8 protein-coding genes and 2 pseudogenes are annotated in these 14,345 nt (G+C 63.8%); 3 read left to right on the top strand and 7 right to left on the bottom strand.

All coding sequences use genetic code 11. The features are described 5' to 3' along the window. Window positions 1–44: 44 nt before the first annotated feature. Complete coding sequence (locus ACHMW6_RS04935) at window positions 45–2,318, top strand: prolyl oligopeptidase family serine peptidase (RefSeq protein ID WP_395406053.1); 2,274 nt, start codon at window positions 45–47, stop codon at window positions 2,316–2,318. A 443-nt stretch (window positions 2,319–2,761) separates the two neighbouring features. On the opposite strand, the pseudogene ACHMW6_RS04930 reads toward ACHMW6_RS04935, so the two are convergent. The 6 genes and pseudogenes from ACHMW6_RS04930 to ACHMW6_RS04905 form a co-directional block, all read right to left on the bottom strand. Next, window positions 2,762–5,766 (bottom strand): annotated as a pseudogene (locus ACHMW6_RS04930) (S8 family peptidase). Window positions 5,767–5,928: 162 nt separating this feature from the next. Continuing rightward, the gene (locus tag ACHMW6_RS04925) at window positions 5,929–6,690 is read right to left on the bottom strand and encodes an NF038120 family PEP-CTERM protein (protein WP_395406051.1); all 762 of its coding nucleotides are present in this window, start codon (window positions 6,688–6,690) and stop codon (window positions 5,929–5,931) included. Between the two features lie 108 nt (window positions 6,691–6,798). Next, window positions 6,799–7,509, bottom strand: coding sequence for a PEP-CTERM sorting domain-containing protein (locus ACHMW6_RS04920; protein ID WP_395406049.1), 711 nt, complete (start codon window positions 7,507–7,509; stop codon window positions 6,799–6,801). 153 nt (window positions 7,510–7,662) lie between these two features. After that, window positions 7,663–8,109, bottom strand: coding sequence for an acyl-CoA thioesterase (locus tag ACHMW6_RS04915; RefSeq protein WP_395406047.1), 447 nt, complete (start codon window positions 8,107–8,109; stop codon window positions 7,663–7,665). A gap of 19 nt (window positions 8,110–8,128) precedes the next feature. Further along, a pseudogene (locus ACHMW6_RS04910) lies at window positions 8,129–9,356 on the bottom strand (M20/M25/M40 family metallo-hydrolase). After that, window positions 9,357–10,565 carry a urate hydroxylase PuuD gene (locus ACHMW6_RS04905; protein ID WP_395406045.1) on the bottom strand — a complete coding sequence of 403 codons (1,209 nt, stop codon included), beginning with the start codon at window positions 10,563–10,565 and terminating at the stop codon, window positions 9,357–9,359. A gap of 210 nt (window positions 10,566–10,775) precedes the next feature. Between ACHMW6_RS04905 and ACHMW6_RS04900 the strand changes: the two genes are divergently transcribed. Together ACHMW6_RS04900 and ACHMW6_RS04895 are read left to right on the top strand one after the other, a co-directional pair. Continuing rightward, complete coding sequence (locus ACHMW6_RS04900) at window positions 10,776–11,714, top strand: LysR family transcriptional regulator (RefSeq protein ID WP_395406043.1); 939 nt, start codon at window positions 10,776–10,778, stop codon at window positions 11,712–11,714. Window positions 11,715–11,768: 54 nt separating this feature from the next. Beyond that, complete coding sequence (locus tag ACHMW6_RS04895) at window positions 11,769–13,523, top strand: allantoate amidohydrolase (RefSeq protein WP_395406041.1); 1,755 nt, start codon at window positions 11,769–11,771, stop codon at window positions 13,521–13,523. Window positions 13,524–13,591: 68 nt separating this feature from the next. Here ACHMW6_RS04895 and ACHMW6_RS04890 read toward each other — a convergent pair whose 3' ends face one another. Then, the gene (locus ACHMW6_RS04890) at window positions 13,592–14,335 is read right to left on the bottom strand and encodes a sulfite exporter TauE/SafE family protein (protein WP_395406039.1); all 744 of its coding nucleotides are present in this window, start codon (window positions 14,333–14,335) and stop codon (window positions 13,592–13,594) included. Between the last annotated feature and the right edge of the window lie 10 nt (window positions 14,336–14,345).

Below are 14,345 nucleotides of genomic sequence, written 5' to 3'. Positions count from 1 at the left end.
CGGCGCCTGCTTTCGCCTATACCCCTGTAACTCTCGACCAGGCCATGTCCCACCCGGACTGGATTGGCACGCCCGTGGAGACGGCGTGGTGGAGCTGGGACGGCAAGCAGGTCTTCTACAAACAGAAGCGCGCCGGATCGCCCCTGCGCGACACTTTCCAGGCCGGCGACAAGCCGCGCCTGATCGGCGATGCGGAACTGGCCAACCAGGATAGCGCCACCGTCATCTACAACCGCGAACGCACGCGCGCCATCGTGCTGCGCAACGGCGACCTGTTCGAGCGTGAGCTGAAGACCGGCATCCTGACCCAGATCAGTCGCAATACCAGGGCCGCCGCGGCGCCCCAGTATTCGGCCGACGGCCGCAGCGTGCAGTTCCGCATCGGCCACGAGTGGTTCAGCTGGAACCGCGCCGACCGCCTGGTGTCGCCGGTGGCCCTGCCGCGCGCCGAAAAAGACCCTGCCGCCGCGCCGGATGAAGACTATCTGCGCGCCCTGCAGCTGCGCCTGATCACAACCCTGAAGCGCCAGAAGGATGACCGCGACGCGCTGCGCGAACGCAGCGAAGCCGAACGCCGTGCGGACGGCACCCGTGCGCCAGCGCCGCTCTACCTGGGCGACAAGATCACTATCGATGCCAGCGCCCTGTCGCCGGACGGCCGCTGGCTGGTGGTCGCCATCTCGCCGAAGAATGGCGACAACGGCCGCGTGGGCAAGATGCCGCGCTATGTGACGGAATCGGGCTACGAAGAATTCGACGACCAGCGCCCTCGCGTGGGCCGCAACTATCCGCTGGCACAGACGCTGAAGCTGGTCGACCTGAGCACCCACAGCATGCGCGATATCCCGCTGGATAACCTGGAGGACATCGCGAAAGACCCGCTGGCCGCCTTGCGCGAAGCGCAGAAGCAGCCCGCGCTGAAGGGCAACCGTCCGGTGCGCCTGGAAGAGGATGAAGGCGACGGCATTGCCTGGACTGCCAACGGCAACCAGGTCGCCCTGATGCTGCGCGCCGTGGACAACAAGGACCGCTGGATCGCCACCGTCAACCTGGCGGACGCAAAGCTGAAGCCCCTGCACCACCTGAACGACAAGGCCTGGATCAACAACAGCTACAACGACTTCGGCTGGCTGCCGGACAACGGCACGCTGTGGTTCCAGTCCGAGGAAAGCGGCTACGCCCACCTGTACACCCTGGGCGTGGACGGCAAGCAGCGCGCCCTCACCAGCGGCAAGTGGGAAGCCACCAATGTGCACTGGAATGCGGATGGCTCGCTGGCCTATGTGCTTTGCAACCGCAAGACGCCGGGCGAATATGAAATCTGTTCCGTGAATCCGAAGGACGCATCGGTGCGCGAAGTGACCCAGCTCGATGGCGGCGTGGAACAGTTCTCCCTGTCGCCGGACCAGCGCAAGCTGCTGGTGCATTATTCGAACGCCTATCTGCCGGCCCAGCTGGCAATCGTGCCGGCCGCCGGCGGCGCCGCCACGAAGCTCACGGATACCCGCAGCGCTGAATTCAGGGCGCGCGAGTGGGTTCAGCCGCAGTATGTGGCCGTGCCGTCCACGCACAACGCGGGCGCCCCCGTCTGGGCCAAGCTGTATCGCCCGGCAACGCTGGAACCAGGCCGCAAGTACCCGATCGTGATGTTCGTGCACGGCGCCGGCTACCTGCAGAACGTGAGCCACCGCTACCCGAACTACTTTCGCGAGCAGATGTTCCACAACCTGCTGGTCGAGAAGGGCTACATCGTGCTGGACATGGACTATCGCGCGTCCAAGGGCTATGGCCGCGACTGGCGCACGGCCATCTATCGCCAGATGGGCCATCCTGAGCTGGACGACTACGTGGACGGCGCCAAATGGCTGGCCGCCAACCACCAGGGCGACATCGACAAGGTCGGCATCTACGGCGGCAGCTATGGCGGCTTCATGACCTTCATGGCCCTGCTGCGCGAGCCGGACCTGTTCAAGGCCGGCGCCGCCCTGCGTCCCGTTACCGACTGGACCACGTATAACCACGGCTATACGTCCAACATCCTGAACACGCCGGATATCGACCCTGAGGCCTACAAGGTCTCCTCGCCGATCGAGTACGCGGACAAGCTGAAAGGCCACCTGCTGATCGCCCACGGCATGGTCGACGACAATGTGTTCTACCAGGACTCGGTACGCATGGCCCAGCGCTTCATTGAGCTGAAGAAGGACCATTGGGAGCTGGCGTCCTACCCGCTGGAGCGCCACGCCTACGTGCAGCCCGAAAGCTGGTACGACCAGTACCGCCGCATCTTCCAGCTGTTCGAGCGCACCCTCAAGTAATCCACGCGCCCCTGGCCACCCACGCACGGCGGATCAATGATCCGCCCTACAGCCCCTGCGGGGCCCCGAAAGAAGCCCCCTGCCGTAGTGCCCCGGGACGCGCCGTATGGTTGACGCCCGCGATCGTGCGCCCTGGGACGCGTCGTAGGAGTAAAGCCCGCAGCCGTGGTGACCCGGGACGCGTTGTATGGGTAAGGCCCGCGATCGTGCGGCCCCGGGACGTGTCGTACGGGTGACGCCCGCAACCGCGCCCCGGGACGCGCCGTATGGGTGACGCCTGCGATCGTGCGGCCCCGGGACGCATTGTACGGGTGAGGCCCCGAACCGCGCCCCGGGACGCGCCGTATGGGGTGACGCCCGCGATCGTGCGGCCCCGGGACGCGTTGTACGGGTGAGGCCCGCAGGGCTGTAGGGCGGATCATTGATCCGCCGTGTGGGCTCAGTTACAGCCGCGGATCGGCAGCCGGCAGCTGCCGCTCCGGCCGGGCCAGCGGCACCGGATCATCCGTCTCCACCTGCACCAGCGTAGTCGACCCCAGGTTGCCATAAGGGTCCAGCCACTGCACGCCGCCGAGGTAGCGCTTGCCTTTCTCCAGCCCGGACCAGCTCACATTCACAGTCGCCAGCTTATCCTTGTACGCCCTGGTCGGCGTCATCGCCTTCAGCTCACCACCGCGATCGGCCTTGGTCACAATGGCCGAAGAAAGCTGGAAATCGATGCTGGCCTTATTGGCAGCGGCATAACCGATGACGCACAGCTTGTAATCCCCCGCAGCCGGCGACGACAGCAGCACCTGCTCATTCGACCCTTCCACCGCACTGGCCGACATCAGCTTGCCGCTGGAATCGAGCAGGGCCATGTCCAGGTCGTCCACGCCCGGCATGCCGGTATCGCGGTCGAACAGCTCAAAGCTGGCGGCCACGGTATCGGCCGGAATGTGCACCGGCTGCAGCACCACGCCCGCACCACCTGCCCTGCAGCTGGCCTGCATCTGCGCCGTGGTACCGGAACTGTTGTCCGGCGCCTGCGCCACGCGCAGTGAAGTGCGCTGCACTTCCTTCAGCCCGCCCACGGCGGCGCCCATGCGGCCGGAGAAAGCCGTCTGCACGACCGTCATGATGCTGCCGCTCTGCTCCTCGCTGCGTATCGAGCCGGGTGAAGTCACCAGGCGTCCGGTACGCGCCACCACCGGGCTGCGCACCTTGTGCTTGCCATCGGTCCATTCCATCGAACCGAACTGCCACACATTCTCGTAGGCGAAAGTGCGGGTCAGCAGCACATTGAAGGACTTGTCTCGCCCGGCGCCAGCGTCAGCACGGCCGGCTGCAGTTCAGCCTTGAAGCCGTGCACGTCGATCTTGCCGGTGTAAGTGGCCGGCGTTCCACCGACATTGGTCACCTGGCGCGTCACCACCGTCGTGTCGATCACATTACCCACCGAGATCGAAGGCAGGTTCAGGTTGTAACCCTTGAGGGAACCCTCGCCGCACTGATCCAGCGCTCCGGCGCCGCACAGGTATTTCTTGTAGTCGGTCGCCGTGAGGCCATACACCAGGCCAGGATCGGCGGCAGCAGTGGGATCGATATGGCCAGCGCCCTGGCCGAACGGCAGCGTGCCCGCGTCCATGCCCACCAGGCCATCGGGAAGCGTATCGTAGCCGGTCGTCATCAGTGCGGACTTGATCCAGGAAGGCGACCAGTCCGGATGGCGATGCTTGACCAGTGCCGCCACGCCGGCAACGTGCGGAGAGGACATCGACGTGCCGCTCAGCAGGCCCCACGCCGGCGGAGGCGTCAGTGTGCCGTTCACGATATCGCTGTGCTGTCCCTGGCTCAGGCCCGGCGTGAAGCCGGCAATGATGGAAACGCCCGGCGCCGTCAGGTCCGGCTTCAGGATATTGCCATCAAACGGATCCGGACCGCGCGAAGAGAAGTTGGCCATGACCGGCGCCTTGCCCATCGTGGTGTTCGCGAACTTGCCGATCGATGCGGAAGCGTTGGCCGTTTGCGCATAGGCCGCAATGGCGGCGCCATCCTCCTGCGATACGTGCACGGTCGGTACGGAATGCGCCTCGGACACCAGGCCCAGGCCATTATCGATCATGACCATGCCGGCGCCGCCCGCTTCCTGTACCGCCAGGCTCTTGTCCACGCGCGCGTTCTCGCCGCGCAGGCAAGTGACGATCTTGCCCTTGACCTTGGCCGGGTCCAGCACGGCCTTGCCTTCATTGCTGCCGGTGCTATAGCAGTATTGCAGGTGTCCGGGATCGGCGCCCGGCAGGCCGGCGTCCTGCGCCCGCACGACCGGCGTGCCGGCCGGCAGTACCGTCATGTTCAGCGAAGCGCCGCCGTAGACAGCCTTATTGCCAAGCGTGACATCGGCCTTCTGGAAGCGGTTGTGCGTCGAAGCCGCGACCGTCGTCAGCCATGGGCTGTTGTGGGACACGGTATTCGCCGGGCCGGCGTTGCCCGCCGACGCGGCCACGAACACGCCCGCGTTGGCCGCGTGCAGGAAGGCGCGGTCGACCGGGTCGCTCAGGCTGCCGCTGCCGCCGATCGAGTAGTTCAGCACATTCACGCCATCGATCACCGCCTGCTCGATGGCGGACACGCTGTCCCCGGTCCAGCAGCTGATGGTGCCCTGCGGCGGGCTGTTGCGGCCCATGAAGCTCCAGCACACCTTGTAGGCCGCCACCCGCGCACGCGGCGCCATGCCGGAAACGCTGCCCACGTAAGCGCCGCCCACGTTCGCCACGACGCCGTGGTTGCCGGCCGCGGTAGTCGAAGTGTGGCTGCCATGGCCGCCGGCGCCGGTATTGGCACCCAGCGAATCGCGTGGCGAACGGAAATCGCTCCAGGACGCGGTCGATCCCGATTCATCCAGGTAGGCGCGGTAAGTCTCGTCGAAATAGCGCGCGCCAATCAGCTTGTTGTTGCAATGGCCGACGGTGAAGCCTTCGCCGGTCTGGCAGGTGCCATGCCAGGTGGAAGGCGGCGCATCGTAGACCAGCTTGCCATCGCCGGCAAATGTTGGATTGCCGCTGGCATCGACCCGGTCCGCATAGCCGGGATTCTCCGGCCACACACCGCTGTCGATGATGCCGACCACGATGCCCTCGCCCGCTTTCTCGGCGCCGCCCAGCTGGCTCCACAGGCCGCCCGGCTTGTCCAGGCCGAGGAAGGTGGGCGTGAAGCTGGTTTGCAGCTGGCGCGGTTCATCGGCCGTGATGTCCGCGACGGTGCCGCTGGCCTTCAGCTGGCGCACTTCATCGTCCGTCAGCATGGCCGAGAAGCCGTTCAGCACCACTGTGTATTCATGCAGCACCGGCGCGCTGCTGACCAGTGCCTTGACGCTGGCCTGGCGCTGGCGCAGATAGTCGGTGTACAGCTGCACCGGCTGCGATTGCAGGTTCAGTCTTTGCCCGGCCGCCGGCCGGGTGGCAACCATGCCGTTGACGCCACCGCTGTAGGAAGCGGCAGGGGCATCGGCCAGCTGCACAATATAAGGGCGGCGTGCCGCATCGGCATGAGCGGCTTGCGCAGCCGCGGTCAGCGCGAACAGCACCGACCACGTAACAGGACGTAGTTTCATCATCTCTCCTCGGTGGATTCAGGCGCGATTGGCCAGTTCGTCGGCAGTAGCAAAGCGCTGGTTCTTGCGGCGGCGCGCGACGGCGCCCAGTACCAGCAAGCCTGCCCCCATCATCGCACTGCCGGCAGGTTCAGGCACCGCGGAGATGTTGACGTTCAGGTTGTCGAGGGCGAACTGTCCGCGGTTATCCTCAAAGGCCAGGCAATTGCCGTCGAAATCGCAGTTGAATCCAAAGAAGGCCATCGACACGAATTGCTGGCTGCCGAAAGCGCCGGTGCTGACAGGTTCGAAAAAGACATCCTTGGAATGCGCGTGCAGCTCGATATCGAACCACTCGTACGTGTAGTCCGCGTGGAATGCCTGGATACGCAGGATGCCGGCCACCGGCGGCATGGCAAAGCCGAAATTGGAGCCGATCATCGATACATCCAGCGACTGCAGCGAGAACGCCTTGTGATCGGCGCGCGACAGCACCATCACGCCGTCATCCAGCCCGGCGTAGTAATTGGTGCTGTTATTGGTCGGGCAGGTCAGGCGCATGCACTCTGCCGGCTTGCTGCCGTTCAGGATGCCGCCGACCAGGTCGCCCGGCAGGGCATCGTCGAAGGCGGAGTCGCCCCTTATCAGATAGGCCTTATGCTCAAGCACATCGGCAAAGCCGACCGGTCCCGGCGTGAGCGAGTCGAAATCGAGAATGTCCGCGTGCGCCGGCAGCGCTGCAGCAGCGCCAAGCAGGAGCGAAACGGCCATCAAACGCAAGTTCTTCATCTTCAAATACATGAACTTATCCTTTACTGGTAAGAAGTTGTGGCAACCGCAGGCGTGCAGGGACCCGCGCGGCGCGCCAGGGCGGCCACGAATGTTGAAGCGCTTACAGGAGAAAAAAGGTCAGGAAGCTTGCTTGCGGCGCCGGCGTGCGATGCAGCCAAGCAGGCCAAGCCCGCCGGAGAACATGGCCCAGGTTCCCGGCTCGGGAACGGGCGCCAGTTCGAGGTTCAGTTGCAGGGGCACTGGCGTGCGGGTGAAATAGCCCAGATATGCGCCGCCATCCTCCAGGTCCGGCATGGCGCTGGTGGTGAAGTTGGTAAAGCCGAATACGATATAGCCGCCGGCGGCAGCGTTGATGTCGTACACCGCGTTGCCGGAGAGGTTGGTGCTCTTCTTCACATCAGTGATGGAAACCGCGCCATACTGCGCACCGCTGCCCAGGTCATTGAACACGCTCACGCCGGGACTGAAGGTATCGAAATCCAGCAGGTTGGTGGACACATCAAAAATGCCGATCTTGTTCGGACCCAGATCGCCCCACGTGCCAGGGTTGATCGTCATGCTGGCGAAGGTGTAATGGCCGGGCGGAATATAGAACGATGCCCAGCTGTTGAAGTCCTTCCCGCTCTGCTTGCCAGTGAACATATTGCTGAAGCTCTCGGCGCCGTTGCTGCCGCCGCTGCTGGATACGCTGCCGTGGGTGGAAGCGTTGATGGTCAGCGTTTCAGCCTGCGCCGGCAATGCCGCACAGGCAAGCAGCGCGGCCGCCGCGGCAATGTTGCCCGCACGTTGGGTCAAATTCGAACACTTGAATTTCTGTTGCAAGTACATGTACCCTCCTCCATTTTTGGTTTGTAGGAGTGACCAATAGTACATAGCCAAAACACTTGCACGATTGAGATTACAATTTCTATACAGTGCAAAAACCACAATTTTTCAGCACTAGTTTTCGCACCTTTGACGCCGCGCAAACTCGCATTTGATTCAGCGCGAAACGCTGCTTGGTAACTCGACAAAGTCATCGGTCTGGTACAGCGCCTGCCACGCAGCCAGCAAGGCCGGTGGCGGTGTGACCAGTTTGCGCGCGGTGAGGTCCAGCCAACCACCCGAGCTGTTGATGCGCGCAGCCAGCTTGCCGTCGCTGCGGTAGATATCGCTGCGCAGCATCCAGCGCGAACCATCCTGCGACAGTCCCGCGCAGCACAGCGTGACCGTGATCTGGTCCAGCAGCAGCACTTCCTTGAAGTACCCGATTTCATCCTTCATCACCACCGGCCCGATATTCAGCCGCTTGAATTCCGCCATCGGGAAGCCGTGCTCCGCCAGGTACATCATGCGCACGTCGCCTGCCTTGTTCAGGTAAGCGGTATTTGCCATATGGCTGTTGAAATCCATATCGCCCCAGCCGGCGGTCATTCGTCGTTCAAACATCGGGTTCTCTCCTCAGCTATTAAGCCGCTGCGAGGAAGTCCGCCAGCGTAAGCGCCACGATCTTCGTGGCCTTGCGCAGGTCTTCCAGCAGAAGCTTTTCATCCGCCTTCTTGGCATTTGATTCGGGCACGGTGCGCGGCCCGGCGCCGTATAGTACCCGCTGGAATGCCATGCTCGCCATACAGGCGGGCATCCGCATAAAGGGGCGTGCCGATGGCCGGGATGTCCTCGCCGAGGATGTCCTTTGCGTTTTTCTGGATGGTGGAGACAATCCTGTCCGAACCCGGCAGCGGGCGCAGTGCATGCGACAGCAGCAGGCGGCGGATTTCCAGCGTGATGCCAGGCTCGCCGCGTACGGCGTCTTCAATCAGCGCGCGCACCTGCGCTTCCACCTGCACCGGATCTTCTTCGGGGATCATGCGGCGGTCCATCTTCATCACGACTTTGCCCGGCACGACATTGGTGTTGGTACCGCCGTCGATGCGGCCCACCAGCATGGTCGGCGAATCAATGCCCGGCACTCTGGACTTGATCTTCTTCAGCTCCGGCAGCTGGCCATAGATCGCGTTCAGTATCCTGGTTGCGGCCTGCAGCGCATCGTGGCCCGTCTCCGGCATTGCACCGTGGCCGGACTTGCCATGCACCGTAATCTCCAGCTGCAGGCAGGCGTTGTGCGCGGTGACGATGTTGTAGCTGAAGCCGGCGGCGATCACGTAGTCAGGATTGGTCAGCTTCTGCTCCAGCAGCCAGCCGGGGCCCAGCAAGCCGCCAAATTCCTCGTCATAGGTGAAGTGCAGTTCCAGCGCGCCCTTCAGCGGCACGCCCAGCGCCTCCAGCGCGCGCACGGCAAAAATATACGTTGCGAAGTCGCACTTCGACACCGCCGCCGCGCGGCCGTAGATATAACCGCCTTCGACCACGCCGCCGTAAGGAGGCTTAGTCCAGCCATCGCCCGGCGGCACCACATCGCCATGCGCGTTCAACGCAACGGTCGGGCCGCCCGCGGCGTAAGGACGGCGCACGATCAGGTTGGTGATCGTCTCCATGCCGTAATCGCGCACCACCTGCTCCGGCACGGCGTGCTTCTCCGCCTGCCAGCCGTAGGCTTCCACCAGGCTGGCGATCAGCTCCGCGTGCGGCGCGTTATTGCCGGGCGGCGTATCGGTCGGCGTTTGCAGGACCTTCTGCAGGAAAGCCACTTCCTCGTCGAAGTGCTGGTCGATCCACTCGTTGATTTGCTCTTTCATTTACTTGGCTCCTGCCGCCAGCCAGGCAGCGATTTGCGCGCGTTCCGCGTCCGTCATATTGGTCAGGTTCCCGATCGGCATGGCCTTCAGTTCAACGACCTGCTTCTGGATCTGCACTGCGCGCTGATGGATCTGGACGGACGTATCGAGCATCACGCCGGCCGGCGCGGTCGCAAAGCCCGGCTGCGTGGGATGTGCCGAATGGCAGGAAACGCAGCGCTGGTCGATGATGGCCTTCACCTTCGCGAATTGCGCAGCCGGATCGGCGCTTGCGGCAACCGCCGCGGGCTTGGGAGGCGCAATCGCCACAGCCACCGCCAGCAGCAGCGCCACGCCGATGGCCGGATAACGCCACTCGACGCGTCCCTTGTGGCGCAGGTTGAAGAAGTGACGGATGAAGACGCCGGCGGCCATGATGAAGGCCAGCACCAGCCAGGCGAACTTGTGCTGGTAAGTCATCGCGTAGTGATTGCTGATCATGATGAACAGCACGGGCAGCGTGAAATAGTTGTTATGCACGCTGCGCTGCTTGGCCTTGATGCCGTATTGCGGGTCCGGCAGGCTGCCGGCCGACATCGCCTGCACCATCTTGCGCTGTCCCGGAATGATCACCATTGCGACATTGGCGACCATGATGGTGCCGATCATCGCGCCGATGTGGATATAGGCCGCGCGGCCGCTCAGCACATGGGTCAGCGCCCAGCCCGCGCCGACCAGCAACGCAAAGATCGCCACGCCGAACCACTTGTCGCTCTTGCCCAGCGGGGACTTGCACAGCAGGTCATACACGACCCAGCCGATCACCAGCGCGGCGATGCCGACGCCCACCGCCTGCAGGCTGCTCAGGTCCGCCACGGACTTGTCGACCATCATGGCCTGCGCATTGAAATAATAGGCGATCGTCAACAGCGCGATGCCGGACAGCCAGGTGGAATAAGCCTCCCATTTGAACCAGTGCAGCTCCTTCGGCAATTCGGCCGGCGCCACCAGGTACTTTTGCGGATTGTAGAAGCCCCCGCCGTGCACGGCCCACAACTCGCCGGACACGCCCTTCTTCGCCAGCTCCGAGTCCGGCGCCGGCGGACGAATCGAGTTGTCCAGCCACACGAAGTAGAAGGAAGCGCCGATCCAGGCGATGCCCGTGATGATGTGCAGCCAGCGCACCAGCAGGTTCGCCCATTCCAGGCCGTATGGGAGCAGGTATTCCATGTAATTCCTTTTTAGAAACCAACGGCGTAACCCTGGTGTCTGCCACATCGTGGCAGACACCAGCTTTATGCCGGTGGTTTTTGCACGCACCTTCGAGCATTTTGCTTTGGGTTAAATAACCGCCAACTTACCGAAGATAAATCGTTTTACCACATCAGTCATGAAAAATAGCGTATATTCGACATATTAGATCCAATATACAGAAGCATCATGTCCGGCCTGCCGCAACACCTCGATATTCATCTGATCCGCATTCTCTATCTGCTGCTGGTGGAGAAGAACGTGTCGCGGGTGGCGCTCAAGCTGAATCAGCCGCAGCCCTCCATCTCGGCCTCGCTGCGTAAGCTGCGTGAATTGACGGGCGATCCGTTGCTGGTACGCGGCGCGCGTGGCATGGTGCCGACCCAGCATGGCGAAAGCTTGCTGCGTCCCGCCAAGCGCATCCTCGACGAGACCGAGAGCCTGTTCGTCAAAAAAACTCCTTTCGTGCCGCAAGAGGAAGCCCGTACCTTCAATATCGCGGCGCCGGATTACCTGGACTCGCAATTCCTGCCGAATGTGGTGTGCATGCTACGCCGCGGCTCGCCCAACAGCCGCGTGGTGATCCACAGCCTGGGGCCGGGCAGCGACTATCTGCGCATGCTGTCCGACGGCGATATGGACCTTGTCATCGCCAACTGGGACGAGCCGCCGCCGCACCTGCACATCTCCAAGCTGTTCGAAGACCCGATCATCTGCGTGATGCACGCCGCGAGCCCTTACGCCAAGCGCACGGCAAGCGATGCGATGACGCTGGATGATTACCTCACCCTGCCCCACGTGGCGCCATCGCAGCTGCTGCCCGGCTACGGCGGCGTGATCGACTCCTTCCTCGAACGCCAGAACCTGCGCCGCAATGTGGCCGTGGAGTCGGCCTACTTTGGCCTGATCCCTTACATGCTGGCGCAATCGGACCTCGTGCTGACCACGGGCCGCCAGTTCGTGCGCTTCTACGAGAACGCGCTGCCGCTGAAGATCTTCAACGTGCCGGTGAAATTCCCGCCGATGCGCTTCTACCAGTTGTGGCACGAACGCGTGCACCAGGCGCCGGAGCACAAGTGGCTGCGCGACCAGGTCACCGCGGCGGCGAAGGCGCTGACGCGCAAATAAGCGCTATGCTTACAGCAATATAAGCTCCTGCGCCGGCAGCGCTATGATATTGCGATGACTACTCTATCCGACCTGAACGCCTGCGATACCAACACCTTTGTGGAGCGCCTGCGCGGTCTCTACGAGCACTCGCCGTGGATTCCGGAGCGCGCGGCGTTCGCCCGTCCCTTCGCTACGGTGACGGCGCTGAAGCAGGCCTTGCAAGGCGTGGTTTCTTCCGCCACCCTCGATGAACAGCTTGGCCTGATCCGCGCCCACCCCGAGCTGGCCGGCAAGGCCGCCATCGCCGGCGAGCTGACGGCCGAATCGACCAGCGAGCAGGCCAGGTCCGGCCTTAACCTGTGCAGTCCCGAGGAATTCGCCACGCTGCATAAACTGAACGCAGACTACAACGCCAAATTCGGCTTCCCCTTCATCCTGGCCGTGAAGGGCCCGACGGGGCAAGGCCTCACGCGCGAAGCCGTGATAGCCACTTTCGCGCGCCGCCTGAAGAACCAGCGCAACGACGAGATCGCGGAATGCCTGCGCCAGATTCACCGGATCGCCGAGATCCGCCTGAACGAGCTGCTGGGCGTGTCGCTGGCATTCGGGCCGCAGATCATGCAATGGTCGGAAGATCTCGCGCAGTGGAGCGACGATGCGGACGGCCTGACCTGCGCTTACCTCACCGAAGCCCATCGTCAAACCGCAGCGCAACTGGCGGAATGGATGCGTGGGTCTGGCATGGCGGTAACGATCGATTCAGTCGGCAACGTAGTCGGCCACTGCGCGGCCAACGCACCCGGCGCGAAAACGCTGATCACCGGCTCGCATTACGACACCGTGCGTAATGGCGGCAAGTACGACGGCCGTCTCGGCATCCTGCTGCCGATCGCCATCGTGCGCCACCTGCACGAACGCGGCGAAAAGCTGCCGTTCAATCTGGAGGTGATCGGCTTCGCGGAAGAGGAAGGCGTGCGCTTCCGCTCGACCTTCCTCGGCAGTAATGCCGTCACCGGCCAGTTCGATATGTCCCTGCTCGACGCTGTGGATGCGGATGGCGTGACCATTCGCAGCGCGCTGCAGGCTGCGGAACACGATCCAGCTACCATTCCCTTCATCGCCCGCAAGCGCGAGGACGTCGCGGCCTATGTGGAAGTCCACATCGAACAGGGCCCGGTGCTGCTGGAACGCGGCTTGCCGCTGGGCGTGGTCACCGCCATCGCCGGCAGTTCGCGCTTCCTCATTGAGCTGACGGGCCTCGCCAGCCATGCGGGCACCACGCCCATGACCATGCGCAAGGACGCTGCCGCTGCCGCCGCCGAAATCGTGCTGCTGGTCGAGCAGCGCTGCTCGCAGGCTGAATCGCTGGTCGGCACGGTCGGCCAGTTGTCCGTGCCCGGCGGCTCGGTGAACGTGATTCCGGGCGCCTGCAAGCTTTCTCTCGACATCCGCGCCGCGGACGATGCCGTGCGCCTCGCCGCCGTGAAGGATGTGATGGACGGCATTGCCGCCATCTGTGCGCGCCGGCACATCGAATGGTCAGCCGAACGCATCGTCGAAGCCAGCGCCGCGCCATGCGCGCCGTGGCTGATGGACCAGTTGGGCGCCGCCGTCGAACGCACCGGCCTGGCCCGCTTCGACCTGCTCTCCGGCGCCGGTCACGACGCCATGGCCATGGCCTCCCTGACGGACGTCGCCATGCTCTTCACCCGCTGCGGCAACGGCGGCATCAGCCACAACCCGCTCGAAACCATGACCGCCGACGACGCCGACCTCGCCGCCACCGCGCTCCTCGACTTCTTCCGCCGCTTCCAGCCCCGCGCCTGACTTCCGGCCCGGAACCCCTGCGCAAGTGCCTGCCACGATGTGGCAGGCACTAGTCTCTGCCTTGGGTTTTAAGCAAGCAGCAACTGAACGCCGAGCCCAATCAGCGTCACAAAAAAGCAGCGCCGAAAAACCACCGGATCCATCCGCTTGCGCAAGCGCTGTCCCACATACATCCCAACCATCGCCGGAAACTGCGCCAGCAACGATCCCCCAGCCACGCTCGCCGGCAGCGCATTGTGCATGGCCAGCGAAATCGCCAGCGCCGACGTCGCCGCCGTAAAAGCAAGCCCCATCGCCTGCACCAGTTCATCGCGGCTAAATCCAAGCGCCTGCAAATAGGGTACGGACGGCAGCGTGGACACGCCGCTGGCCGCACTGAGCGCCCCGGTCAGCACGCCCATCACCGGCGACAGCCAGCGCTCGCACCCCGCGGGAACGCTGAAGCGCACGGACAGCAATCCCATCACGCCATACACGGCCAGCGCAGCGCCCAGCGTGAGGTTGGCCCCGCTGCCGCCCAGCGCTTCGCCCATGGCCGCAAACGCAGCTCCGCAGGCCAGCGTTCCGATCCAGATCGCCACCAGCATGGGCCGCAGGCGCTGCCACAGCGGATAAACGGGCGCCCCGCTGGACAGCTGCCATACATTCGATAAAAGCGAAGGCACAATCATCAGCGCCGCCGCCTCCAGCGGCGGGATGAAAAGGCTGAGCAAGCCGACTGCGACCGTCGGCAGGCCCATGCCCGTAACACCTTTTACTATGCCCGCAAGCACGAAAACGGCGCCGATGTAGATGATGTGTGTCGTGTCCATGAGGGGCAGT

The organism is Pseudoduganella sp. UC29_106 (assembly GCF_044055365.1).
GTDB lineage: Bacteria > Pseudomonadota > Gammaproteobacteria > Burkholderiales > Burkholderiaceae_D > Rugamonas.
The sequence above is the reverse complement of the archived record's forward strand: the minus strand, read 5'-3'. Positions and strand labels throughout refer to the sequence as shown.